Source organism: Pantoea vagans, assembly GCF_001506165.1.
Taxonomy (GTDB): Bacteria; Pseudomonadota; Gammaproteobacteria; order Enterobacterales; family Enterobacteriaceae; genus Pantoea; species Pantoea vagans_C.
In genome coordinates this window covers 1,080,292-1,103,655 of sequence record NZ_CP011427.1, presented here as the reverse complement: position 1 = coordinate 1,103,655, position 23,364 = coordinate 1,080,292, and the positions used below count along the sequence as shown (strand labels likewise).

At 50.4% G+C, this 23,364-nt stretch carries 28 protein-coding genes; 4 read left to right on the top strand and 24 right to left on the bottom strand.

The window, feature by feature from the left end:
- Positions 1–241: 241 nt before the first annotated feature.
- Positions 242–541, top strand: coding sequence for a hypothetical protein (locus LK04_RS05175; RefSeq protein ID WP_039335951.1), 300 nt, complete (start codon positions 242–244; stop codon positions 539–541).
- 632 nt (positions 542–1,173) lie between these two features.
- Here the strand turns inward: LK04_RS05175 and LK04_RS05165 are convergent.
- Positions 1,174–1,494, bottom strand: coding sequence for a hypothetical protein (locus LK04_RS05165; protein WP_039335955.1), 321 nt, complete (start codon positions 1,492–1,494; stop codon positions 1,174–1,176).
- An 84-nt stretch (positions 1,495–1,578) separates the two neighbouring features.
- Between LK04_RS05165 and LK04_RS05160 the strand changes: the two genes are divergently transcribed.
- The 3 genes from LK04_RS05160 to LK04_RS05150 all read left to right on the top strand — a co-directional run bounded on the left by LK04_RS05160 (position 1,579) and on the right by LK04_RS05150 (position 4,812).
- On the top strand, positions 1,579–1,821 hold the full coding sequence (locus tag LK04_RS05160; protein WP_039335957.1) for a DinI family protein: 243 nt from the start codon (positions 1,579–1,581) through the stop codon (positions 1,819–1,821).
- A gap of 544 nt (positions 1,822–2,365) precedes the next feature.
- The gene (locus LK04_RS05155; RefSeq protein ID WP_039335959.1) at positions 2,366–3,721 is read left to right on the top strand and encodes a glycosyltransferase; all 1,356 of its coding nucleotides are present in this window, start codon (positions 2,366–2,368) and stop codon (positions 3,719–3,721) included.
- The gene (locus LK04_RS05150) at positions 3,718–4,812 is read left to right on the top strand and encodes a hypothetical protein (RefSeq protein ID WP_039335960.1); all 1,095 of its coding nucleotides are present in this window, start codon (positions 3,718–3,720) and stop codon (positions 4,810–4,812) included. Before LK04_RS05155 ends, LK04_RS05150 begins: the two co-directional genes overlap by 4 nt.
- A 26-nt stretch (positions 4,813–4,838) precedes the next feature.
- On the opposite strand, the gene LK04_RS05145 is transcribed toward LK04_RS05150, so the two are convergent.
- From LK04_RS05145 to LK04_RS05040, 23 genes are all read right to left on the bottom strand, one after another.
- On the bottom strand, positions 4,839–5,264 hold the full coding sequence (locus tag LK04_RS05145) for a tail fiber assembly protein (protein ID WP_052206249.1): 426 nt from the start codon (positions 5,262–5,264) through the stop codon (positions 4,839–4,841).
- Entirely contained in the window at positions 5,264–6,127 is an 864-nt protein-coding gene (locus tag LK04_RS20625; protein WP_156138094.1) for a hypothetical protein, read from the bottom strand. Before LK04_RS20625 ends, LK04_RS05145 begins: the two co-directional genes overlap by 1 nt.
- A 3-nt stretch (positions 6,128–6,130) precedes the next feature.
- The gene (locus LK04_RS05135) at positions 6,131–6,712 is read right to left on the bottom strand and encodes a YmfQ family protein (RefSeq protein WP_039335964.1); all 582 of its coding nucleotides are present in this window, start codon (positions 6,710–6,712) and stop codon (positions 6,131–6,133) included.
- Positions 6,703–7,770 carry a baseplate J/gp47 family protein gene (locus LK04_RS05130; protein WP_039335966.1) on the bottom strand — a complete coding sequence of 356 codons (1,068 nt, stop codon included), beginning with the start codon at positions 7,768–7,770 and terminating at the stop codon, positions 6,703–6,705. The genes LK04_RS05135 and LK04_RS05130 overlap by 10 nt, the downstream gene beginning before the upstream one ends.
- Entirely contained in the window at positions 7,763–8,176 is a 414-nt protein-coding gene (locus LK04_RS05125) for a phage GP46 family protein (RefSeq protein ID WP_039335968.1), read from the bottom strand. Before LK04_RS05125 ends, LK04_RS05130 begins: the two co-directional genes overlap by 8 nt.
- On the bottom strand, positions 8,173–8,730 hold the full coding sequence (locus LK04_RS05120) for a phage baseplate assembly protein domain-containing protein (RefSeq protein WP_039335970.1): 558 nt from the start codon (positions 8,728–8,730) through the stop codon (positions 8,173–8,175). Before LK04_RS05120 ends, LK04_RS05125 begins: the two co-directional genes overlap by 4 nt.
- On the bottom strand, positions 8,730–9,803 hold the full coding sequence (locus LK04_RS05115) for a phage baseplate assembly protein (RefSeq protein ID WP_039335972.1): 1,074 nt from the start codon (positions 9,801–9,803) through the stop codon (positions 8,730–8,732). Before LK04_RS05115 ends, LK04_RS05120 begins: the two co-directional genes overlap by 1 nt.
- Positions 9,800–11,131 (bottom strand): DNA circularization protein, encoded by a 1,332-nt coding sequence (locus LK04_RS05110; protein WP_039335974.1) that lies wholly within the window; start codon positions 11,129–11,131, stop codon positions 9,800–9,802. Before LK04_RS05110 ends, LK04_RS05115 begins: the two co-directional genes overlap by 4 nt.
- 36 nt (positions 11,132–11,167) lie before the next feature.
- Positions 11,168–13,003 (bottom strand): phage tail tape measure protein, encoded by a 1,836-nt coding sequence (locus tag LK04_RS05105; RefSeq protein WP_039335976.1) that lies wholly within the window; start codon positions 13,001–13,003, stop codon positions 11,168–11,170.
- 84 nt (positions 13,004–13,087) lie between these two features.
- Positions 13,088–13,411, bottom strand: coding sequence for a phage tail assembly protein (locus LK04_RS05100; protein WP_039335978.1), 324 nt, complete (start codon positions 13,409–13,411; stop codon positions 13,088–13,090).
- Complete coding sequence (locus LK04_RS05095; protein WP_039335980.1) at positions 13,408–13,764, bottom strand: phage tail tube protein; 357 nt, start codon at positions 13,762–13,764, stop codon at positions 13,408–13,410. The genes LK04_RS05100 and LK04_RS05095 overlap by 4 nt, the downstream gene beginning before the upstream one ends.
- Positions 13,764–15,260 (bottom strand): phage tail sheath subtilisin-like domain-containing protein, encoded by a 1,497-nt coding sequence (locus LK04_RS05090; RefSeq protein ID WP_039335982.1) that lies wholly within the window; start codon positions 15,258–15,260, stop codon positions 13,764–13,766. Before LK04_RS05090 ends, LK04_RS05095 begins: the two co-directional genes overlap by 1 nt.
- Positions 15,260–15,448 carry a DUF2635 domain-containing protein gene (locus LK04_RS20015; RefSeq protein ID WP_039335984.1) on the bottom strand — a complete coding sequence of 63 codons (189 nt, stop codon included), beginning with the start codon at positions 15,446–15,448 and terminating at the stop codon, positions 15,260–15,262. The genes LK04_RS05090 and LK04_RS20015 overlap by 1 nt, the downstream gene beginning before the upstream one ends.
- Positions 15,449–15,451: 3 nt before the next feature.
- Positions 15,452–16,012: a phage tail terminator protein gene (locus tag LK04_RS05085; RefSeq protein WP_039335987.1), complete on the bottom strand. Its 561-nt coding sequence runs from the start codon at positions 16,010–16,012 to the stop codon at positions 15,452–15,454.
- A complete protein-coding gene (locus LK04_RS05080; protein WP_039335988.1) occupies positions 16,009–16,515 on the bottom strand; it encodes a hypothetical protein in 507 nt (168 codons plus the stop codon). The genes LK04_RS05085 and LK04_RS05080 overlap by 4 nt, the downstream gene beginning before the upstream one ends.
- Complete coding sequence (locus LK04_RS05075) at positions 16,508–16,897, bottom strand: phage head closure protein (protein WP_039335990.1); 390 nt, start codon at positions 16,895–16,897, stop codon at positions 16,508–16,510. Before LK04_RS05075 ends, LK04_RS05080 begins: the two co-directional genes overlap by 8 nt.
- 1 nt (position 16,898) lies before the next feature.
- Positions 16,899–17,228 carry a head-tail connector protein gene (locus LK04_RS05070; RefSeq protein WP_039335992.1) on the bottom strand — a complete coding sequence of 110 codons (330 nt, stop codon included), beginning with the start codon at positions 17,226–17,228 and terminating at the stop codon, positions 16,899–16,901.
- A 9-nt stretch (positions 17,229–17,237) separates the two neighbouring features.
- Positions 17,238–17,741 carry a hypothetical protein gene (locus LK04_RS20295; protein ID WP_199766494.1) on the bottom strand — a complete coding sequence of 168 codons (504 nt, stop codon included), beginning with the start codon at positions 17,739–17,741 and terminating at the stop codon, positions 17,238–17,240.
- A gap of 43 nt (positions 17,742–17,784) precedes the next feature.
- The gene (locus tag LK04_RS05060) at positions 17,785–18,996 is read right to left on the bottom strand and encodes a phage major capsid protein (protein ID WP_039332459.1); all 1,212 of its coding nucleotides are present in this window, start codon (positions 18,994–18,996) and stop codon (positions 17,785–17,787) included.
- Positions 18,997–19,005: 9 nt separating this feature from the next.
- The gene (locus tag LK04_RS05055; protein WP_039332460.1) at positions 19,006–19,854 is read right to left on the bottom strand and encodes a head maturation protease, ClpP-related; all 849 of its coding nucleotides are present in this window, start codon (positions 19,852–19,854) and stop codon (positions 19,006–19,008) included.
- 11 nt (positions 19,855–19,865) lie between these two features.
- Complete coding sequence (locus LK04_RS05050) at positions 19,866–21,170, bottom strand: phage portal protein (RefSeq protein WP_039332461.1); 1,305 nt, start codon at positions 21,168–21,170, stop codon at positions 19,866–19,868.
- Complete coding sequence (locus tag LK04_RS05045; RefSeq protein WP_039332462.1) at positions 21,170–22,915, bottom strand: terminase large subunit; 1,746 nt, start codon at positions 22,913–22,915, stop codon at positions 21,170–21,172. Before LK04_RS05045 ends, LK04_RS05050 begins: the two co-directional genes overlap by 1 nt.
- The gene (locus LK04_RS05040; protein ID WP_039332465.1) at positions 22,869–23,336 is read right to left on the bottom strand and encodes a phage terminase small subunit P27 family; all 468 of its coding nucleotides are present in this window, start codon (positions 23,334–23,336) and stop codon (positions 22,869–22,871) included. The genes LK04_RS05045 and LK04_RS05040 overlap by 47 nt, the downstream gene beginning before the upstream one ends.
- Between the last annotated feature and the right edge of the window lie 28 nt (positions 23,337–23,364).

Sequence of the window (23,364 nt, the reverse complement as noted above, 5' to 3'; positions counted from 1 at the left end):
TGTACGCACATTGAGTAACGTTTTTGCTGAAATTACCTTCCGATACTGGATTTTTTGTATGTCTGGCATAAAGCTTTATTCTTAATTGACGATAATTTTTATGCCTCTTCCTCTCTCATACTGTGGTGTCTTTTTTGAAGGTAAGCTTCTTCCCAAATGATGCTGTGGACCTTGATTGAATTTTGCAATTCAGTACAATTGGCGTCCGACTCAATAAAGTGGGTCAGATAGGAGATACAAAATGAAAACCTTACGTTGCATGGCATACAATCAAGATGGCGTTTTTGTTGCAGTCTGCCTTGATTTATCTTTGGCAGCGCAAGCGGACACTCTCAAGGGCGCTCAAAAAGCTCTCGAAGAACAGTTGTTTGACTACATTCATGAGGCAGTTTCCGAGCCTGAACATGCCAACCAGCTACTAAATCGCAAAGCCCCATGGCAATTGTGGGTTCGCTACTACTCAATCCATCTCCGCATGATGTTTACACATCGTGCCGGCAAGGCCGCAGTGTTTACAGAAGATTGTCCGGCAATGGCGTAACTGCCATGTTTAAGTCGAAAATCGGGACGTTAACATATAAAGAGGTGAGCTCCGCTCTTTTGGACATGGGGTTCACCTTGCATCCCAAAACATCTACTAGCCATGAAAAATGGACGCGCATTAACTCATCGGGCAAAAAGCTGGTAGTCACAGTTTCTAAGCACTTGCAACCATTCGCTAAAGATTTGATTTTAGCTATGGCCAGACAAGCTGATGTCAATCACCGCAAATTTTACGCCTATTGCAAGGGAAATTGTCGGCTCAGCGATCTAGAACTCACATAACTTTCCTTCTCATCTTAGAATTAAGATCACCCCTAAAAATATCGACTACATTTTATGAGTCGCTGCTACTTCCCTGTACTAACGACAAACTCCGATTGATCATGATTCGCACCCTTTGTGCAGCCCGTACGCCATCAGTGACGGGCTTTTTATTTTTGTAATAATCACTTCCGAAACGGCACCAAATCCCCTAATCATCTCAGTAAATTCTTATCATCGATCATTTTGTGAACTGTTTAGGTTTCGTTGCTATTATAGCAACGTAATACACACAGCAAACGTGTTGCTTACAAGAGATGAATTTCCCATTGAACGAATTTATGCCTGTGTAACGCAGGCTTTTTTGGCTCAAATCGTTGGACGCCGATTGTTATCCAGCGTCAGAACCTCAACCGTAACCTTCCCAAGCACGATCACATTCTCCAGCGCATCAGCCTCAATCACACCATCCTCTGTCATCAGGTGCTTTGGGTACCACTTTCCAATCAGTGGGCAGCCGTCTATCTGAAACGCGACTGTGTCGCCAGGCGTAACCTTCGCCACCTGGTCAACTAGTAGACAGCCTGTAGCGGTCTCGATCATGAATGTGTTCGAACGGTTAGGTAAAAATACCTCGTTCAAGTCTACACGAGATTCAACGTAGTCCTGTGCTGGAGAAGGAAAACCCATGATTTTTGCCCTCGATTGGTTGCACTGTATGTAAACACAGTATATAAATTAACTGTATATCCATCCAGTCAAATGAGGTGAAAAGTGTACGTCGAACTTGTCTACGATAAGCGCAATACGGAAGGGCTGAGAAATGCGAAAGGGATCATTGAAGCTGAGCTGACGAAACGCATTCACAGCATTTTCCCTGAAGCAGAAATCAGGGTGAAGCCAATGCAGGCGAACGCCGTTAACTCTGACTGCAACAAGGCCCAGAAGGAGAAGATCAACGCAACCATCCAAGAAATGTTTGAAGAGGCTGATATGTGGATGTGTGAAGGGACATAACAGGCAGGATTCAAACTATAAAATACTCTCTCCTTTGCCCGCCGCCTGCGGGCTTTTTTGCGTAAGCAGTAGCGATAACAACATTCTTATAGACATCATGCATGATGGGGAGAGATCTGAAGGTACTATAGTTTTTCCCAAAGGTAGCCCGCGCTTGTTCTCGCACTCAGCGCGAACTTTTTTGATTTCGCTTGGCTTAACTTGCAGCAATTGGCTAGCCTAACTATTAAGATCTTTAAGTAAAGGCTCTCAAATCAGTACTACACCACCAAATGAACGAGCCCATCGTAAAAATTTAGAAAGTTTTAGGCGCCTCTCATAACAAGCGATTACAATGTAAAATCATGATATATATGAGATTAAATCATCCTAAAACCTTTGATTTTGAGAATTGATACTAATCCCACAAAATCCCATCTTGCAAATCACCATTAATGATTAGTTTCCGGTAGTTACTTCTTGCAAAGCATTTGCTAAAGTTGAGAACATGTTATATTTTGTAATGATTGTTTATGTAAAGCTTTCCAGATTGTGGAGTGACAATATGAGTCTGTTTAGTAGCATGAATACTCCTACTAAAAGCCCTGCCGTTCTTTCTTATCCTAAAGAAATAATTGTTAAGATGGGTAAAATCGCATTCAAAAAACCTCAGCCCCCTAAAGAAAATGAATACGAAACCTTTTTGAGTGATTTATCTAACTTAAGGCCAGATCTAACTACTGATTTTATTAGTGAAATCTTACTAAACCAGAGACTTTACCTTGAATTAAATCAGGACGTAAAAGCTGCTAAAATGTGCCCAATTTATCACTATTATACTTATGGTAATAAAGAGGGTAGAATGTTTTGCGCCCCCAACTTCCGGGCAATCAAGAAAACATCAGCGGAAACAGGCACAAAAAAAATCATTTTCTTTGATACACTTAAAAACAATGCTTCATTCCTTTATAGGGGGTTCTTCCCGGAAATAAGAAATGAAACCGCTGATATAATTCATCAAGAAACTGATTTAATGACTGCCGTAAAGGCCGTTTTCTCTGCAAATGAAATGGTTTTCATTAGGCCGTCTGTTAGAAGTGCAAGAACAAAATATTTCATGGGACTATGCAAGTCTCTTAATATTAAAATATCAATGAATTTCGACGATCTTCTTACCCCTGAATACATTCTTGAAAAAGGTGCAGTTCGTTCTGAAATTGCTGACATCCCTTCAATGAGAGATAGTTTGATTAGGGATTCTGCGATGCTTTTAGGTGCTGAAAAACTTGTATTATCGACAGAAAAACTTAGCCAAACCTTTTCAGGATTTGTCGATGAGATATCAGTTGAGCATAACAAACTCCCAATAGAGTATTTTTTATCCAAAGAAGATTTGAATCTAAAAAGAAAAGAAAGAAAATCAAAAAAGATTAAGCTTCTTTATCTTTCCGGTTCTAAGACACACATTAAAGATTATACGATAATTTGTGGATGCCTCATTAAACTAGCCATGGAGCATCCTGACAGGTTCTCAATAAATTTCTTAGGGACACTAAACGATCAAACATCTATATTTTCTAATTTAGGCGTCGAAACAAACTTCATCCCCTTCGTGAGTTTCGAGGAAATGATACAGGAAATAGGAAGGAATGACCTCGTTCTTGTACCATTGGAAAACACTGTTTTCAATAATGCTAAGTCCAATATCAAATTTATTGAAGCAGCCTCTCAGGGCGTTCCTGTAATAGCATCGAACGTTGACCAATATAATTTAGCGATATCATCAGGCGTTAATGGTTGGTTGTGTGAAAATGAACTTGACTGGTATGAGAACCTAAAATCAATAATCCTCAAAGAATTCGATTTAGAGGATATTGGCATAAAAGCTTACGAATCTGCGTTACGGAGTTACAGTGTATGAATGGAATCATCAAAGCTTCGCTTTCCAAACCTCTTACAGTAAAAGAAGATAAAAAAGAGAAGGTATTGTATCTCCCGGGAAATGGTTCTCATTTCAATATGGCGCTAATATTTGCTGAAACAAGTAAATATGATGGTTATATATATGCGAATGGATACGACGTAATTGCTAGAAATTATATTAAAAACAATAGCTCTTCTAAAGTTAAATTTTTCTTGACGGAAAGTTCAGTAGCTGACTTTTTACCAATAATTGATAAGGTTGTAGTCTTTTACGGTAGCGTAACACAATTTTCAATGAGTAATTTCAAAAGAATAATTCTTGCTTGCCTTAAAACAAAAAAGCCTATGTACGAAGTTCCTCATGGGCTTTTTCAGTCTGGGCAAAATTTGATCGACAATTCAAACTTGATTGATACTAACTCTTACTATGATGGAATTGGTGAAAATTTACCATCGCTTACCAACATTAAGTTGAGCTGGTCTGGTGATGATGGTTTCGGATACCCAAGAACCGCTTTGATGGAAAAATATCATGAGAGGGTTTTACCTAAATTCACATTAATTACTTCAAATACAAATTGGTTTTTATACTCTCAGTCTGATAAGAGAAGATTCTATAAAGAGATCTTTGATTATGCAGAAAAAAATAGCGATGAGATTTTCATTTGGTGCCCACATCCAGCGGAATTAATGCCAGATACATTCAGCTTTGCCGCTATGGATTTTAAACCTAACAACTTTCTACTTTATGGCCTACATAATGATATTTATTTTCATGGTATTGAAGGCACAGATGATCTGATCCCTTACTGTGAATATGGCATTTCAACAGTTACCACATGCCTCCTTGATTATGAAATGCACTCAAAGAGGGTCAACGTATTCAACTGCTCAGGAGTCGAGAATTTAATTTCAGAGTTTGAATCTGCCTCATCTTTTTATAATGCAGAAGAGATAAAAAATGATGCAAAAGAAATTAAGACTGGCTTGTTGAAGTCATATGATTCCAATAAATTTGATTCTCTTCTTTCGCAAAATGTTGATGAAAGTAGTTTCAAAAACTCACATTATCTGGCGTCATTTATCTAACATAAAGCCCCTTATCGGGGCTTTAACTACATAGACTCCGAAGCTGGCCAATTCAACTCATCTGTCGTGTTTGCATCTATCCTATTGACTGCCACCCTATACTGCTTCCATGCTTTAAGGGAGGCTATTTCGGAGTCTGTGGCCTCATCTAAATCTACCGCATCCTGAAGTGGTGCGATTGCAATCGTAGCTTGAGCAATCAAGTTCGCTTTCATGGCAACATTGTTGGCAATCTTCTGAGCATTTTGCGTGGCAATCTCTTCGGCCGTTAAAGGTGGGGATGCAAATACCGAACCATCGTAACTCCAGCCAATCGATGGTTGATTTCCTTCACTATCTGGGATTTCCGCGTAAGTAATACTCTCTCCAAAATCTACCGGTGAAATTTCCGGGCCATCCCAAACAATCGTATTTACCACAACGCCATCTTGAATCAGAGCAAATGAACCCATTATGCGAACTCCCTTATGATGCAAAGACCGGGGCCACCGATGTTGCCTGCTTTTGCAGTAGTGTCTGATGAAATAGCTCGGCTACCACTTCCTCCCGCTCCATTTCCCGCGGAGTCTGGGCCAGAAGAACCAACAGGAGTTGCCCCACCAAGTCCAGGCGAACCACTGGTATTATTAGAAAGATACCCAGGAGAACCAGCTTGCCCCCTAGATTTGGCAATAACCGTAACTGATGCAGAAATAGTTGCGTCTGCAGGTGAGTTAGCACCGCCGGCGTTAGTTGCTGATGTGGAGGTTGAGTAACCGCTTCCGATTCCACCTGGGCAAACAACCAGTGAACCAAATGATGAATTACCTCCTGTCCCTCCGACTCCTCCACCTGAAGCTCCTGCTGTTCCCTGGACACCAATGGTCACCAGTACGCCCGCAGAAATCAGTGATACCGGGATTCTGAATTTTACCCAAGATCCAGCCGAACCTCCTCCGCCTATAGCGGCAGTACTTCCTGAGTATGCTGGCACACCTGCGCCACCACCACCAGGTGCGTAAAGCTCGACTTCAACATATTTAACAAAAGATGAGCTTGGGGTGTAAGTTCCAGTCGCAGACATCACTATCGGCGCGCCAATCTGGCGGCCAGTAAATAATGCTCTCATTGCAGTTAACAACTGCGTATTAGTATCCTTTTTTAATGTGATTCCAGCGGCCTCAATGACGCCCGCAAGCTCTTCTTGTAGGGTATCGAAATAGTCCGCATCCAGCGCAGTCGGTAGCACACCTGTTTGCGGGTTGCCACCAGTGAACCCATTTTTACCCGAGCCAAATTTGTCCACCTGAGCGGTAGACGTATCAATACGATGCATGGATTACTCCGTGTATAAGAAGATTACGTAGGTGTGCGATGGGGCAAGCTTGTTAAGTACACACTCGACTATGGTTTCACCCCATGTACGGATTGAGTCCGTACAGTTACTGATGCAAGTCATAGGGCTGATTTGCGCGGCTGCTGGGATATTCACACGCCAGTAATAGCGCCACTCATCGCTGTACAGGGACTCTGTACAGTCAGATAAACAAGTGAAACTACTCTTGGGATAGCGCGTTATCGTTGCATCGGTATACCCAAGCGCATCCAGTTGCGCGCGATAAAAAGCTTCATTGATTCCACCAGACAGATTTATCTTTGCATCCAGCCGCTGGCGGCGCTGCTGCAACGTCTGCGTTCCCGAAGGTGTGCAACTGTCAGGCAAGCCAGTAATGTTCTCGTAGCGTTCTATGAGTTCCGTCACTGAGCGCGGGTCAGTTTCCAGCATCAATGCATCAGCGCGTTGATGTGCTCGTGACATAACGGGAGCCAATCCCAGCAGCAGCGGGTCTTCACCATCCCACGCTGGGCCTCGCGGCAGCAGCGCGCCCAGCATCTGCTCATACTGTGCTGTCAGGTCCATGTGAAGTCTCCCACTACGCCCACTTCACCTTTTGCTATTGCCACCTCATCGGTTGGACTAACCAGAACGTGGCTGTATTCCCCGGTCGCCAGGCTGATGGCTTCACTAATTCGGGATGGCTCAAGCGCGCCTTCAGGCACACCATCGCGAAGATTCATCGCTCTGATCTCCGCTTCTACAGCCAGCCTGATTTCTTCCGTGTCGGGCGTGAGTCGGATGTGATAATCAACGACATGCGGTGTTGCGGCAAAGGCGTAAACATCCGATCCTGCTATCGGGGCAAGGGGTTCGATATGCGCCTGCACAGCGGCCACGACAGCGGCATCCGGTATAGGGTCATAGAGGTCGCTATTTGCCAGCATGATCCCCACCGTGCCGCGACCTGACCAGTGCCGGTAAGTCCATGCACGGGTTACGCCTGATACTTCTTTCGCCCACACCTCATAATCGGCGTCTGCTCCACCCTGTGGTGTGTAATACCAGCGCTCAATGATTCTGGCGCGCCATACCTCAAGGTCTTCGATATCAGTACCGCCCTGAATGGTGTCCGCTACTCCAGCCGAAGCCAGACCCGTTACCGGACTGGTGAGGCGCATTGTGATGCCGTCATCAGTATTTCCAGTGACCCCTGACGTATCACAGGTGACTGGCACGCGAAGCACCCCCCCGGAAGGCGTAGCGCTGGCTGTTGTGGTGAATGACACCAAATCGTCACGCTGGATCGTTACGCCAGCATCAATACCGGTAGTGCCCGTCACGCCGTCCCAGCGAACATAGCCGCTCGCATAAGTTGCTGCCTTGCGCGGGGCGCGCTTCATATTTCCGTGTCGGATAAGCCAGTCTTCTTCCGCAAGGTCTGGAAGGAGATTCCGGGCGAGATAATCTATGTAGCCATATACGGTATGAACCGATGCGGCAATAACGCGGCTGTATACCTCGGCGTCAGTCCGGCGTAATTCGGCCAGGGTTGAATCAGCCGCGAGGCGGGTAAGAATATCGCTCCGTACTGCGGTGATCAGCTGCGGGAGTGTCGGGCGGGAAAATCCGCTGTCAGCCATTGAGTTCACTCCATAAATCATCAAAGGAAAGCGTCAGGGTTGTGCCGTCCTGTTTCTGGATAACCGCCGAAGCTGACATAGCGTTGATGCCGAGCCTTTGCGCTGTCACGTCCACCCGCGAGGCCACACCATCAGCCGTGAGCCACTGCAGCGCTTCTGTGATGTACTCGCGGGCTTTCAGCGGCGTCTGGTTGGTCAGTTTTGAGCGCTTAAGTAAATAAAGGCGTGAACCGATTCGGTCATTCTGTACGGTTGGGTATGTGTCACCCCACCAGCCATTGACCTCTTCAGGCGCATCGTCTTTGCCTGCTTTTCTCCAGGTGAAAAGTGAGATGACCACCGCACGGGTAAGCGGGTCAGTCAACTGGTACACCGCCTGCTGCTTACCATTTATCGTAAGGATCATGATCCGCCCATTTGTTGCAAGGTTGCATCCGTTGTGCCGCCACCATCGCCGTTTTCTTTATGCTTATGACCGTTGTAAGTCACACGCATCTGGGCCATAGAAACGCCACCAGAATCACAGTTGTCGGTGATATTTCCGGTGGCCTCAATGTCCATTTCGAAACGGGCTTTAGGGGCATTTTTGAGGGTGATAAGTTTCCCACCACCATCAACAACAATTCCTGACCGGGTCAGGGTTACTGACTTGGATTGGTCGTCATAAATGGCGACCTCGCCGCCCTGTAATCCTTTGAGGCGATAGCGACGGTCCGCCACCACCAGCACGACACCATGAGAGCGATCACCATCGAAGTAAGCCGCAATGGCCTCCGCGCCGCTCAGTGCAGCTGACGTAAACCCATAAGGCTCAAGATGTTCTATATCGCTCTTTCCTTCATTGCCCGGCATGCTGATTTCCAGCATCTGGCATTTGCTGGCGGTGTCGATACCGCGTAATACCGCGCGGGCGAGAACATTTGAAATAGCGCGATTAATCGCATCAAGTGGACCAGCCATCAGAAATCATCCTCCGCTGCTGCTTTTTTCTTACGCTTGCCGGGCTTGGCTGGCTCGGGTAGATAAGCATCTGCAGGGCCAACGCGTAATTCACTGATGGTGCCGTTGTCATCCTGCTGATAGGTAACCTCCGCGATTACCATTTCACGGTTATCAAAACCCAGAACGGGATCGAATACGTTCACCAGCATGTTGGGCTGCCACAGCTTACCGTCTCCCTGATGCCATCCCTGAACGGTGTAAGTCACCTCGTCAGTTTTGGCGGCTCGCTGGCGCATTTCGAACTCGCTGCGCTCTGCGCAGGTTGCTGATGTAGCATTACCGGTCTGCCTGACCAGTAGTGGCCTGTACCGGGCAATACCAGTATCAGTGGCCGTACCGCGAATCGCTGTTGTGGTTGCTTCGCCAAAATCATTGTTGTTTCCGGCGCGCATGCCTGATACCTGATAACTACTGAAGCGGTCTTTAATACTCTGCTCGCTGTCACAGGTAAGGATATTTTCGCCCAGCACCAGCGCGGTTGTAGCTTTGACGGTACCTATCCCGCCAATAACTAAATCACCCGCTGCGTTGTCATAGGCCAGAGCCTGCTGTAGCCCCAGCATCTTATTCAGCACATCCATAACGGATTCACCCTGGTCGGCCTGCACGCCCTGCAGTACGCCTGACACGCCGCCCGCATCCACAACGTTGATGCTGAAAGGTTTAGCGAGGTCTGCGGCAACCTGAACGATTGATCGTCCGTTGTACTGCGAGGGTGTAGCTGAGCAATCAACCAGATCAGCCGTTTTACTGCGGCCAACGATGCCCATTGAGATACTGTTAGCGTCATACCGCACGGGCGTTGCTTCTACCCATCCGGTGATAACCAGATCGTCACCTATAAGTACTTCAACCTTATCGCCCTTTTTAATGCGGCTGCGGCGACTCACCTGTGATTCATCACCCGGCCAGGACCGGGTAATCTGGACGTTGAAATCCCTTGCGATACGTTCAATGCCAGCGGCAATGCGGACAGAGGTCCATCCGCCCCACTCACGGCCATTAACGCGAAGAAGTACGGTTGTATTCACTGGACGGGCACTCTCAGAGTTTTAACCGGGACAAAGCCGGGGTGCCGGATGGCGTTGCGCGCGGTAATGTCATATTCACGCCCGGCATCGTCGTACCAGTCAGCAGCAAGCACGACTGCGGGTAAAACCTCTGGCGGGACGCGCTCAACCGTTCTGGCGGTTTGCTCAAGTCGGGCGGTGATATCTTCATTCAGCGCGGTGCGTACCTGTCGCAAAGCGAGAAACAGTCCGTCATCGGTGACACGCACCATTTCCTGATCGATGGCCGTATTGAGCGTGTCGCGAACTTCAGTTAAATCATCCCAGGACGGGACCGTATCAGTTGCTGTAGAGGTTGTTACCCCCACGGCTGTATCGTCTTCAAGCACATCATTAACGGCAGGATGTGAAACAATGACGGTTGCTGACGCTTGCTGGTCTGCTGGCTTCGTTGTTGATGAGGTGGATTTGGGAAGGTTCGTTACCGTATTAACAGCCTCGCTGAGTGCTGACGTGCGAATGGCCTGCGCAACGAAATTGCGCTGCTCCGTTCTGGCCTGTGTGCTGGCACTGTCTGTTTTCCACACCCCGCGCGGGGCAAGTCCCGTATCGAGGGTAATACCACTGAGACCTTTAACCATTGTGATCAGGTCTGTGACATTACCAGTCAGTTTTGTCCCTGCCCGCCACATCGTCTGAAGCTGATTAACGAAGTTCATGCCACTGGATGGTGGCATCAGCAGCACAGACAAATCACCCTGCATCAGGCGGGATGCTGCACTGATACCGGAATCCACGTACTGCATGGCGTCAGTTACGGTATCGAACATTTCAGTGGCATCATCCAGCAGGCCGTTTTGCGTGAAATCTGGCAGACCATCAAGCCCAAACGCTCCAAATGCAGATGACAAAAAATCATCCATCAGCGCTGCAGCCCCGGTCAGCTTCGTTCCGGTTGCAATACCGGCTTTTGGGAAGGACAGCTCGCCTGATTCAATGAAGCTGAAGCTGACGCGGCACATTCGGCCTTCGTCTTTGGTGTGGCTTACGCGAACTTCATCCGTAACGGTGACGGTCATTTCGCCGTAGAATGGATGAACGAGCGTGCAGCTTCCGGGCTTTTCAACTGCTTCGATCAGCCTGTTGCGCTGCTCAAAATAGTTATCGCCTACCAGATACGCCTGAACGCTGAAGCGCCGCGTTGCACGCCCCATATCTTCAGCCCATGGTTTATCCCGGTTGGGGTATTCATGAACCTGAACACGGCGACCAAAAGTGGCTTCATCCTCATCGACTTTGAAAGGCACGCCGCGCAGTGAGGCATCCTGCAGATTATCAATCCAGCTCATGCAATCTCCGGGCAATAAAAAACCCGCCGGAGCGGGTTACTGGTTTGAGAAGCGGTTATATCCGACATCATAGTTAAGCCAGGGCAGGGAGTTACCCGCTGGCGCAACGCGCATGCCAGGCGGCGCATTATCGAATGTCACCTTCAGCTCACCCTGCTGTGGGCGAGAAAGCGGGACCGCTGACTGATAGCCCGGACCGCCCTGCTGATTGTTATACCAGCCTCCCGCATTCCAGCGGTTCTTCAGGGATTGCCAGAACGATGTTGTGCCGTCCTTTTCGGTAACTGCATCAGCGATATCATTCAGTTTTTTGAAGATGTAAATCGCAACGCCGATGGACACCGTCAGAGCACCGAGTGAAGCTATCTGCGCCAGTACGCCAGAAAGTGAAGTCGCTGTTGTGAGCGCGGTTTTCAGCGTGCCGACGGTACGGATGGTGAATACGCCAGCCATTACGGCACTGACGCCCTCAATAGTGCTCTTCCAGCCACCCATCGCTTCAACGACATCATTCACGTCTTGCCATACTGCTTTAACAACCGGACCAACCTGATCCCAGTTGCTGACAATAAGGCTACCTCCCAGCACCAGCAGAGAAACCAGTTTGCCCATGGTGGACATCTTCAGCACGGTTTCAAACATCTTCACCGCTTTGACGGCAATGCCAACAGCAGAGGCTGTGCCAAGCAAGGTCAGACCAAACTTAAAGGTGCCGCGAACCATCTCGGGGTTAGCCTTGGTGAACTGTCTGAACTGTTCGACCATCGGCTGAACCTTCTGCGTCAGCCTGACGATATCGGGAAGGAACATATCACCGATGGTAATACTGGCAGCGTTGAACTGATTCTTAAGCAACTGAACAGAGTTAGCAGTAGTGGCCGCTCGCGACTCATATTCTTTCTGCATCGACCCTGCATACTGCTGCGCATCCGCAACGCGATTGAAGTTGGTGCTCAATAAGTCCAGATTTGTCAGCAGAGGGGCAATCGCACCAAGCGACTCTTTGCCAAACAGCGCATTCATGACCGCTGCCTGTTTATCTTTTGGCACCTTAGCCAGAGAGTCCAGCACCTTCAGCATCGCGGCGCGTGAATCCTTCTGCATGTCTGCTGCCAGTTGGCCCGGATCAATCTTTATAAACTTCAGCGCTTTCTTTTGTGATGCCGTGGCTGATTTGCCGGAGGTCAGGGAAAGCATGAAGTTTTTAATGCCCGTTGCGGCTATCTCAGACTCCACGCCCATACCCGCGATGGTAGCGCCCATCGCGGCAATCTCACCAGACGCCACGCCTGCTACGCCACCCAGAGGACCTATACGGGTGACGATGTCGGAAATCTTTTGTGCATTTGCCGGGCCAGTGTTACCCAGGTAGTTAATTTTATCGGCGAGAACCACCACGCCATCCTGAGTCATTTTGAACGCGGTTCGCCACTGTGCCATCATCTGGCCAGACTCTTCAGCGGTCTGATCAAATGCCACGCCCATTTTCACCGCATCGCTGGCGAACTGCATCAGATCTTTACGCGCAATACCGGACTGACCACCAGCCGCAACGATCTGCGCAATACCGTTTGCAGCCATCGGCAACTGAGTCGAGAGTTTGAGTACGTCCTCACTCATCTCTTTAAACTGCTGCGGGGTGTCGAAGTTCACGACTTTGCGAACGTCCGCCATCTGCGATTCGAAATCCATCGCCTGGCTGATTGGCACTGCAAACGCTGAAGTCAGCGCGACGCCCATAGCAGCCGCATTGACCATGATATTTTTGGCTTCCTTCTGGAAGCCTTTTAGGTTTTTGCTCATCCCCTTCAGTGGACCAGACAACTGATCCACTGCCGTGATGATCGCCTTCAGCTGAAAACTATCCGCCACGGTTTATTTCCTCAGAGATGCGTACAGCCTCAGCTTCCATTTCCAGAAACTTGCTGAGGCTGACATTTTTTAGTTCAAGCGGATTTATTCGCCAGAAGTGGGCAGTGTTGTAGAGTCGCTTTCTGAACTCTCTGCCGCTTCCGACCCCGTAAAAAAACCAACGATTGTCATTGATGCCATAAAGACATCTTTGAGCGCTAACTTAGCCGCAGAAGATCGCGGGATAGAGGCGAGCACAGGGATATATTTCAGCGAGACGCGGGAGTCCAGTTTCATTTCCCCGGACTCGTTGTAGCTGAAGGGAATACCGAACTGCTCAACTTCGTCGTAAGTAGGCTCGCGGATTTCCAGCACATGAAGCGTTTCATTTGCCGCCACAATGGGTTTAGTCAGTACCAATTCTTTCACTGGTAGAATCCTTCTGAACCGTGGAATTCAAGGTCAACCGTGCCCTCTTCAGCATTGTGGTTGGCCTCACCAAACAGCCAGGCTTCGGTCAGGACATACACCTGACCGTTCGCCAGCTCAGCAGTACCGGTCATGCTGTCGGACTCTGTGATTTTGCTGAGCGGGAATCCCTTCGGCACTTTGAAAGTGCCTTTGATATAGGGCGCGCGGTGCGTTTCTTTGCGGTCAACAGAACCATCAAGGCCGATCACATCATCATTAACCTTAGTGTTCATTGGCACTTCAATGCCGCCCGTCAGCGACAGCTGAAGCCCGTCGAGTTTGAAATACGTGGTACCAGCAATACGGGACATTATTCGCTCTCCTCGCTGTATTGCAGACGGAACTGATTAACCAGAGCAAACACGCGCAGCTGATTAACGTAGTCAGGCGGGAACAGCACGTCTACGCGGTTTGGATTATCCGTGTTGCGCTCCACCACCAGATAGGTTTTGAACAGGTCAAAGTTCTCAACGATGGCTGATCGCTCCATCTGTTTGTAGACCGAGCACATCTCACCTTTGATGACCGATGGCGTCACCACAGCCTGACCATCACCAAATCGGGTGCCGTCATTGGCCAGTTTATGGCGAGGGTACTTGGAGGTGATCACGCTCTTCAGTTCGCGCAGTACGTAAGCACTGGTATGCAGCGTTTCACTGTCCAGATAGCTGTCATCAGCCACGCCGTAACTGTTCTGCTGATAGGTCGTAATATCACGCTGAATACGTAGCACGCCGCTCTCTGCATAGGCTGTTGCAATGCCATGCGTCAGCAGAGACTGTTGCTCTGAAAGAATGAAACGGGTGCCTTTCGGCGCAGGTAATGCCCCGGTCAGTTCTCCGGTTTGCGTTGGTCGCGCCGGATCGTTACGGATAAATACCGCATTGCGGGCGGTACGCATCGCCACCAGCTCATCGCAGCAGGTTTGCGTGGACACTTCATAACCCGCAACGGTGATATGCTGGTTATTCATGGTGTCGCCGAAGGCAACCAGATCTGACAGTGTGCCTGTTTTAGCCGTGTATACGTGGCCATAAAGCTGGCGTGCGTAGCTCCATCTACCTGAACCGTCATTCATTTCCAGCGCCATAGTCGCGAGGGAAGCTGAATCACTGAACGGTAGCCCGATAAAATCAAACGGCTCATCACCCATCGCAGCAATGGTGTCGGTAAGGTCAGGTGAACCGGTGCCGCCAGAAAGCGCGGTAATGATCACGGTAATGCCGTCAGGGGTAGTTTCACCGCCCACCGTGCCGTAATAGTTCAGCATCAACGGGATGTCGTTCCCGGGCAGTCCCTTATGGCGAGCCTTGACTGCAACGGTGCCGTCAGTGGCGGTCGCGGTGACAGGAAGGCTGGTATTCGCGTTGATAGCAGCCGCAAGCGTAGTGGCAACGTCAGCAGCCTCATCGCCAATAACCACGGAGGCCTGAACACGTTCAACCCCGATATAAAGGCTGAGAGTTCCAGATGCCTGCGCGGTGCCTGCAATGACTACCGAGCCTGCCGCCTGCGCACCTGTTGATTCACCTACTGCCAGAATCCAGAGTTCACCAAAGGGGTCGATGGCGCGATAGCGTTTGACCATACGGTGTAACTGGCTGCCGAATCCGCAGATTTTCCCGGCAAGATCGGCTGATGGCATGATAGTGAGCGCATTTTTCACAACCGTTGACGTGGTCGCCACAGTGCCGATTAGCAGCGCCGGGCTGCTTGAACTCTCGGTATTCGCCTGGCTGGCATCCATTTCTGCCCAGAACAGCGGCACGCGGATATCAGAAGGCACCTGATTAAAACTGACAGTCATCACTCGCCACCTTGTTTAGTTGCGTCTTTTGCAGAAGCCTTGGTTTCTGCTTTGACTTCCGTAACATCTCCAACCTTCATACGGCGGAGCCAGTAAGTACTCATTTCGACGTTTCGCCCTTCTTTGGGCAACAGGTCGCCACGGGCTGGATCAGGAACTGACCGCCCGCCTACAGGTTTTAGTTTCATTGGTTACTCGCTGAGGTTGACCCGAAGTTTATGTTCGATGATGCCGTCTGGTTTCTGGTCTTTGCCTATGAAATCCACATCGACATCAATTTCACTGAATTCATCCAGGGCGTTGAGATCGTCCTGCTGGCGCGTCATCTCACCAGTAATTTCACGTGTGAGCATGAACTCAAACTGGTAATAGAGGCGGCCTCTGTCCATATCCAGAAGCTGGCCACCCGAGTATGCTACTGGACCCGCGTCTTCATCCGGCTCCCAGCCCAGCAGCGCCTTCCAGATTTCACCCCGCACATCATGTACCGCGTCATAGCCTGATGCCTGACCGCGCTCGTCACGGGTGTTGTCCAGTACAACGACAACTGCAAACCCTTCAGTGACGTTCTGCCAGTAGTCGGTCAGTGACTTTTGCTCGGCGGTAATGTCCTCAGTCGGCACCACGTAAGCCGCCGGAAGTTTCATTTTCCCGGTTTCAGGAATGGCTTTAAATTCCGCCGCACCTGCTACGTTGCCCGCAAAGCGTGGACACCTTGCGCGAAGGGCAGCTATCACAAGAGAGAGCTTCATTTCTTTTTCCTTTCTGGCCGGAGGGAGGTGCGCAACGCCCTGCTGAGGACATAACGCGTCCAGCTCTTGCGGGATTCAAGCACTTCCGCCATATAGTTTTTACGTGGCGCAATACGCCAGCCGTTGCCACCAGACTTGCCTTTATGATGGCTTTTACCGCGTTTTGCGCCACGCCGGACGCCATAGAACAGGAAAGCAGGATAGAAATCCCCTTCAATAAGGCGGTTGCCTTCGCCCCGCTTCTGGTTTGGGGCAATGCGCACCATCAGTCCAGGACGGTTTTTAGATGCCCGGGGTACGTAATAACCAATTGAGCGCGCCAGTCTGCCAGTGCGATATCCCGGACTTTCCCCCGGAGAAGAACGACCGCGACGCATCACCATCCGGCGGGCATCGCGCATATGCACCTGGCCTATTTTCACAAAGGCCTTGCGCATCTTGGCGCGGTTAAAAACGAGCTCTTTCGGTTGGTCGAAATCGACGTGCAGCAGCGGCTTAGCCATACATCTCTCCATCGCGCTCTACCGCGCCCAGCTCCTCGCATTCCATCAGCAGATAACGGCCAGCCGAGTTAAGATCGCGAAGGCGCTTAACCCGGTAAATATTGCCGCCATAAACCACTTCAAAGTCGGAAGTGATGCCCTGACGAAAGCGGATCGTGATGTAATGGGTAATGATGTCATCAGCCTGAATGGATTCGTGATAGGTTGTGGCCCCGACCTGCCGGACCTTTGCCCACACGTCATTTTCATTCTGATAAACCGGCTGTACGCCATAATCGGCTGCCGCCTGGTCTATGCGCTGCCGTAAGTGAATGCGCTTATTCAGTTCACCGGGATCGGGCAGCGTGAATACCGCGCTGGTATTAGATGACCGTAACTGCATATCAGTACCCCGACACGGGCAGGCGGCGTGAATAGAGGAGAAACTCAAACGCCTGAGGCGTCTCTGTCATTTCCAGTTCCGACACAGAACTGCGGTGTTCGTACCAGTGACTTACCAGCATTAGCAGAGCAAGTCGAATATCTTCGGTGATCACAATGCCGTCAGTATCAAGTGGGGCAATGTCGGCAATTGTTTTATAGAGGTTGCGGTTGAGGTAGGTCACCGCCTTCGCTTCAGCAGCCAGAGCAAAAAGCTCAAGAAGCTGATCCTCTGCAGTGAAATCGCTTTCCAGGCGGCACTGCAATTTGATTTCTTCGAGCGTCAGCAGCATGACCACGCCTTATTTTTTAGCTTTTTCCTTTGCTTCGGCATCTGCTTTGGCTTGCGCTTCAGCAGCGGCTTTAGCCTGAGCATCTTCTTCAGCCTTCGCTTTGGCTTCAGCCTCGGCATTAGCCTGTGCTTCGGCTTCTGCTTTGGCTTGCGCTTCAGCATCGGCTTTAGCCTGAGCATCTTCTTCAGCCTTCGCTTTGGCTTCAGCCTCGGCATTAGCCTGTGCTTCGGCTTCTGCTTTGGCTTGCGCTTCAGCATCGGCTTTAGCCTGAGCATCTTCTTCAGCCTTCGCTTTGGCTTCAGCCTCGGCATTAGCCTGTGCTTCGGCTTCTGCTTTGGCTTGCGCTTCAGCATCGGCTTTAGCCTTTGCTTCTGCATCGCCGTCATCATCGACTGAACGGGCATATTTAAGCTTGATGAGTTCACGACCGTGTTGCTCAGTCGTTTCAATAGTTTGACCTTCAGTTACGACCACACCATTAAAGTAATTCGGCTTTAACAGAATCAGTTTCATGAACGTACCCCTGATAAAGGCGGCACTCAGGCCGCCTGATTAGTTAGCTGGCTGCAGGAACGGTGAAGGTACCGTAGATGAATGCTTCAGGACGTTTAACCGCCAAAGCGAGACGCTCTTCACAACGGATTGAGATCATGTTTTTCTCAAAGTCGTCGGCGTTTTCGGTGGAGATAACGACGTTGGCATCTTCACGATCAAAGATTTGTGCACCGGCATTAAATGCGCCTGTCAGGAATTTGCCCTGGAATGCAGCCGCTTCGGTAGCCACGACAGGAAGACCCCAGAGGGTTGGCCCTGTCAGCGCCGCAGGATTCGCCAGGATATAGCGACCCAGCGTGTCTTTGGTCAATTCAATCTTGGCCCAGTCGATGAAATGCAGGACGTGACCCGAAGCCGGGAATCTCGCCAGTTGAGCCTGAAGCATGGCCAGGCGCAGATCGTCAATACCATTCTGACTTTCGACTGTAAATGCAGCGGCAAAATCTGAAGCCTGCGGAACGATACCTTCGAGATGGGCACCGGTACCGTCACCAAACAGAATTTCCTGCTCCTCAACGTACTTCAGACCGTAGCGCAGCTCTGCATCAATCGTTGACTGCAGTTGCGGCATATCATCCAGAATCTGCTTGGCCGCCTTAAACAGGTGAGCGATCGTGCGAACTGGCGTGATCTTCTCAGCAAACGCAATGTCGCTGTACGGCTTGGTCGTATTTTCAGCAACGGCAGCGGCTTTGTTGGTGAAACCGGTCTGCTGCACCCAGTAAATGGTGTTGGAAGCCGTACGGCCCGGCGCAATCAAATCACGAATAAACAGGCGCTGCTTTGGCTGGGTGTCGATACCAGGAAGGCGATCAGGCGCAACGATTTGACCAGGAACATCGACTGAAACCAGCGCTGCATTAACTGGAATACTGATGCGTTTATTACCTTCAACGCCAGCGGTGAAGGCTTTAAGCGCTTCAGATGAGACGACCTGACGACCCACGGTTTCAACAACTTTGGCCGCGTGGTTCATCGGCATCTGTGCGACGTGCTGTTCCAGCTCACCGAGTGATGCTTTCAGCGTTTTATTCGCCTCGTTAAGAGCGTTAAATTCAGTGGCGATTTTATCGACCGCCTCTTTTGTCTGGGCTGACAACTGACCAGAGTTCTTTGCTTCCTTAAGCGCATCTTCAGCCTTCGCGCTGAAGGTGCCTGAAACCTCTTCAAGCTTTGCAGATACTTTCTTAAGTAACTCATTTACATCTGACATGATGATTCCTTATTTGCCGAACGCGGCCAGCGCGTTTTGAAGTTGTTCAATACTTTCAGGGTTGATTTCGTCGGTAGCGCCCGGCATACCTTCAGGGGTGGCAGCAGCGCCTGGCTTGCTGCCGGTTAGTGCTTTGAGAAGTTTTCGACGTTCGGAACGGGGTGCATCGGTTTTAGCCAGCATCGCGTCCAGTTTGCGTAATGCAGCTGCGGGGCTGTCGTCGTCATCCGCAATTTCATCTGCAGAAAGAAGACGATCCGCAAATCCCTTATCAACAGCATCACTGCCGCCGATGTAAGTTTCTGCGTCCATCATTGCGTCGATAGTGGCGGTATCCAGCCCCGTGCGAGCGCCGTAAATATCGTTCATGGCTTTATCAAAAGGCACCATGTCAGCCGCAATCTGCTGCAGGTCGTGACGGTTGCCCATCGCATACACCCAGCAGTTATGGATCATCAGGAAGGCACCGCGACCAATCTGGACCTCATCACCGGCCATCGCGATGATCGAAGCAGCAGAAGCAGCGAGGCCCAGCACCTTGACGGTGACTTTTCCCTCGTACTCGCGCAGCAGGTTATAAATTGCCAGGCCTTCAAACATATCTCCGCCGGGCGAATTGATATTCACGGTCACATCAGCGCCGCCGATTGACCGGAGGGCAGCAGCAATGCGGCTGGCGGTAACTCCATCGCCGTACCAGTCAGCGCCAATGACGTCGAACACGGAAATGCTGTTGTCTGCCTGCTTCGCGGCTTTAATACCGCCGTTCCAGCGTTCCATTGCGGAGGACGGCAGATCGCGATTTTCGCGCGCAAAAGGCCGCCCCTCCGGCGCTGCCGGAAGACTTTTCAATGTCATGGGGGTTGCTCCTAAGCCGCTTGTTTAAGCGGTGACTGTTCTAAAGGAATGTCCGGGAAAACGGCATTGTGAACTTCGCGCAACAACGTAGCCCTTGCTTCAATGCTGTTTTTGCGCAAATCCTCAAGCGGGGTAAGGTTCAGTTGCACGGTGTAGATATCACCGCCTTCAATTGGTGGCAGATTCTCAAGGCGACGAACGTCATTACGTGACATCCAGCCGTTCTGAAGTGCTGTAGTGTAATAGGCGGAACGTCCGGCGCTGTCGGCGCGTAACAGCCCCTCAACGGAGAACTCAGCAAACAAATCTTCATCGCCGTTAAGCAGGCAGCGTGAAATTTCCTGCTCAATGTTAACCAGCATCGGGCGCAGCGTGTTGGTCAGGAACAGCAGGTTCATGCCCTCTACACTTGAAGCCCAACTGCTTTGTTTATCAACGTGGCCCACCATAAATGGCGGAACACGGAACCAGCGGCAGATTTCTTCAATGCTGAACGAGCGTGATTCAAGCATCTGAGCGTCTTCAGGGTTCAGCGTAATACCCTGATAGGACATATCGCCCTCCAGCACCATCACCTTTCCGGCATTTTTTGAACCAACGAACCGGTTAAGGTTTTCACGGTTCTTTTGGCGTTGCTCTTTTGTCAGCAGGTTCTTCGAGAGGAAGAAGCCGGAAGTCTGAATACCGTTTTCAAAAATCTTGGCAGCGGATTCTTCTACCGCCATTGCCGCCCCGAACACATCACGCCCGGTGCGCATCGGCATCATCCCGCAGACGCCATCTAGCCCGAAACCACGAATATGCATCATGTTCTTTACAGGAATGATGCGGGGTATGCCTTTTTCGGTGTAGGTATATTGCAGCTCACCGCTGTCGAGGCGTTCTACCTTCATACTCTGTGGAAGAAGTGGAACAAGCGAAACCAGCTTGGTGCCTATCATCTTTTTCTCAACGTAGGCGTTGCCCCGCAGACAGATACTGGCAACCACCATCAGCATAAATCGTGACGGTGTCATTTCACTGTTTGGGCGGCGGCAAAGCAGCTGATAGGCCGGATGATTCAGAGCAAGCTTGCGGGAACCATCGGCAGCGCGTTCATAAACCTTCATGGGTAGGGTTGAAACCGACTCACTGAGTAGTCGAACACATGCCCAGACTGAAGCCAGCGCCAGCGCTTTCTCAGCTGTCACTACTTTTCCGCTACTACTGGTGCCGTACCATTCCTGCCAGAAAGCAGCATCGTTAAGCCCAATGGACTCGCCAAGCCAGTTAACAATCGCGCTTTTAATGCGGCCCGGCTGTTTCTTTTGCTTCATCAGATACCTACCATAATCGGGTCGTCAAAAAAGTCATCGGGGTCGCCACTGTCTACCAGCACTGCATCCTCAGCCGCACCGATTGCCATTGCAGACGCCACCACGCCATCAATTCGACCAGTGCTTTTCTTTTTGGCAAAGATACGGTTGTCCTTCTGATCTGCCTCAAGCACTGCAGAGGCAGCGTTCCAGCGCAGGCAGGGATTAGGCCGTATAACTAGAACCCGGTTATTGAGGTGTTCCTCAAACAACTCGATAGAGCGCGGCATCCAGAGTCCGGATTCCTGGGCCTTATAAAAGCCCTGACCGTGCGGAACAAGGTCAACGCTCACAGACTCGCTTTCGAGTTCGGGCTCCAGATACTTAATGCGATACTGGTCAAACGCGATGCACTTAATGTCATATCTGGCCGCCAACTCTCCAATTCGTACCGCTACAAAGCCGTAGTTAACCGCCTTCCCCGGTGGTGCATGGATGAAGCCGTTACGCAACCAGGCGTCATAGGGAACATGGTCCGTTTTGGCGCGCTCAAGCAGTGAGTCTTTAGGGGTCCAGAATTCGACTAAAAGCTTTTTGGATTTCGGGAAGTAAAGCGCCAGTGCCGTCAGGTCACGAGAACCTGACAGGTCCAGCCCCCCGTAACACTCTTCTCCCGCCAAATCTGCGGGATCAAAGTCCTGTTCGCAGTTCATCCAGGTGTCGCTGTCAATCCAAGGATCGGACGCTTCCACCCACTGACAGAAGTTAAGGCGGCGCACGATGCTCTCTTTCGAAGGCATTCCGCGCGCCTGCGTCACCTGCTCACGCAGATATTTATCCGTGAATGTTTGCCCCAGTGAGGGGTTAGCTTTCCCCCAGCAGGATTCATCTTTGAACGGGTCGTCGCCCTCATCCAGCGAACAGATGAAGCTGAAAAAGCTGTCATCAACGAGGTCACCGGCTGCAACCTTGCGACCGTACTCGTGATACTCATAACAGACGCTGGTCTTATCGTGGCCACTGTTGGTGATGAGGAACATCAGAGCCTGACGACGGCCCTTGGTCCCGGCGCGCATCATCTCAACAACGGCGTTTGTTTTGTGCTCATGGACCTCGTCGATCAACGCGCCGTGAGGGCGCGGGCCTGACTGACCATCATCGGAGCTGATCGGTTTGAAGAAAGAGCCTGTCTGCAAGAACGCGAGATTCCAAACATTCAGCCCGGTGCCGGATTTGGTGATGCGCTGCGCCAGCGCGGGCGACTGATCGACCATCGTTACCGCATCGCGAAACAGGATCATCGCCTGGTCTTTTTTTGTGGCCGCCGCATATACTTCGGCGCGTGGCTCCTTGTCTGCCATCAGAAGGTAAAGGCCAACACCGCCAGCAAGAGGCGACTTGCCTGAACCCTTACCTGATTCTATGTAGCTCATGCGAAAGCGGCGCGTGCCGTCCTCCGCTTTCCAGCCAAAGAGAGAACCCACAATGAAACACTGCCATGGCAGCAGGATAAACGGTTTTCCCTCATGCTCACCGCCGTTAAGCTTCAGAACCTGAGCGAAGAAATTAACGACGCGAGTGACGGCTTCAACATCCCAAAACAGTCCGCGCTCAGGCCCTTCTTCTAAATCCCGAAGGTGCCGTGCGCATGCAGCGCGAATATCCGGGCCCGCTATGACTGAGCCGCTGGTAACGTCCATGGCATATTGTGTAGCTGGATCAACCGAAGAACTGGTTGAGCGGGTCTTCTTCTTTTTCTCCACCATCAGCATTTACCTTTGACCGGGCAGCCGGTGTAAGGCCGAACTCCACCAGATAACTTTTGAACCGGCGATCCACATCCGCCAGCATGGCGACAGCCGGGTTTGCTTTAATCAAAAAATCACCCATCTGGGTTTTAGTCGTATAGGTGCGCCCTTCGATATCGACTATCTGGCGCAATTGCAGAATTTCTGCATAAAGATCGCAGAGCCGTTCGAGCGCAAGTGTATCCGCAACCGTGAGCACGCCCATCCCGTCCAGCAGAACGGTGAGCTTTCCCCAGGCTGTTTTACCCCAGTCGGTCAGATGTGATGGAGGGCTTGGAATTTCCCGGGCGGGCTTCGGCTCTTTTTTATTGAGCGCGCGCTTGCCGGGATTCCCTGTAACAACTTTCAGATGGGTAGGTTTTGGTCGTCTTCCGGCCATAAAAACCTCCCAGAAAAAAACTTTTCAT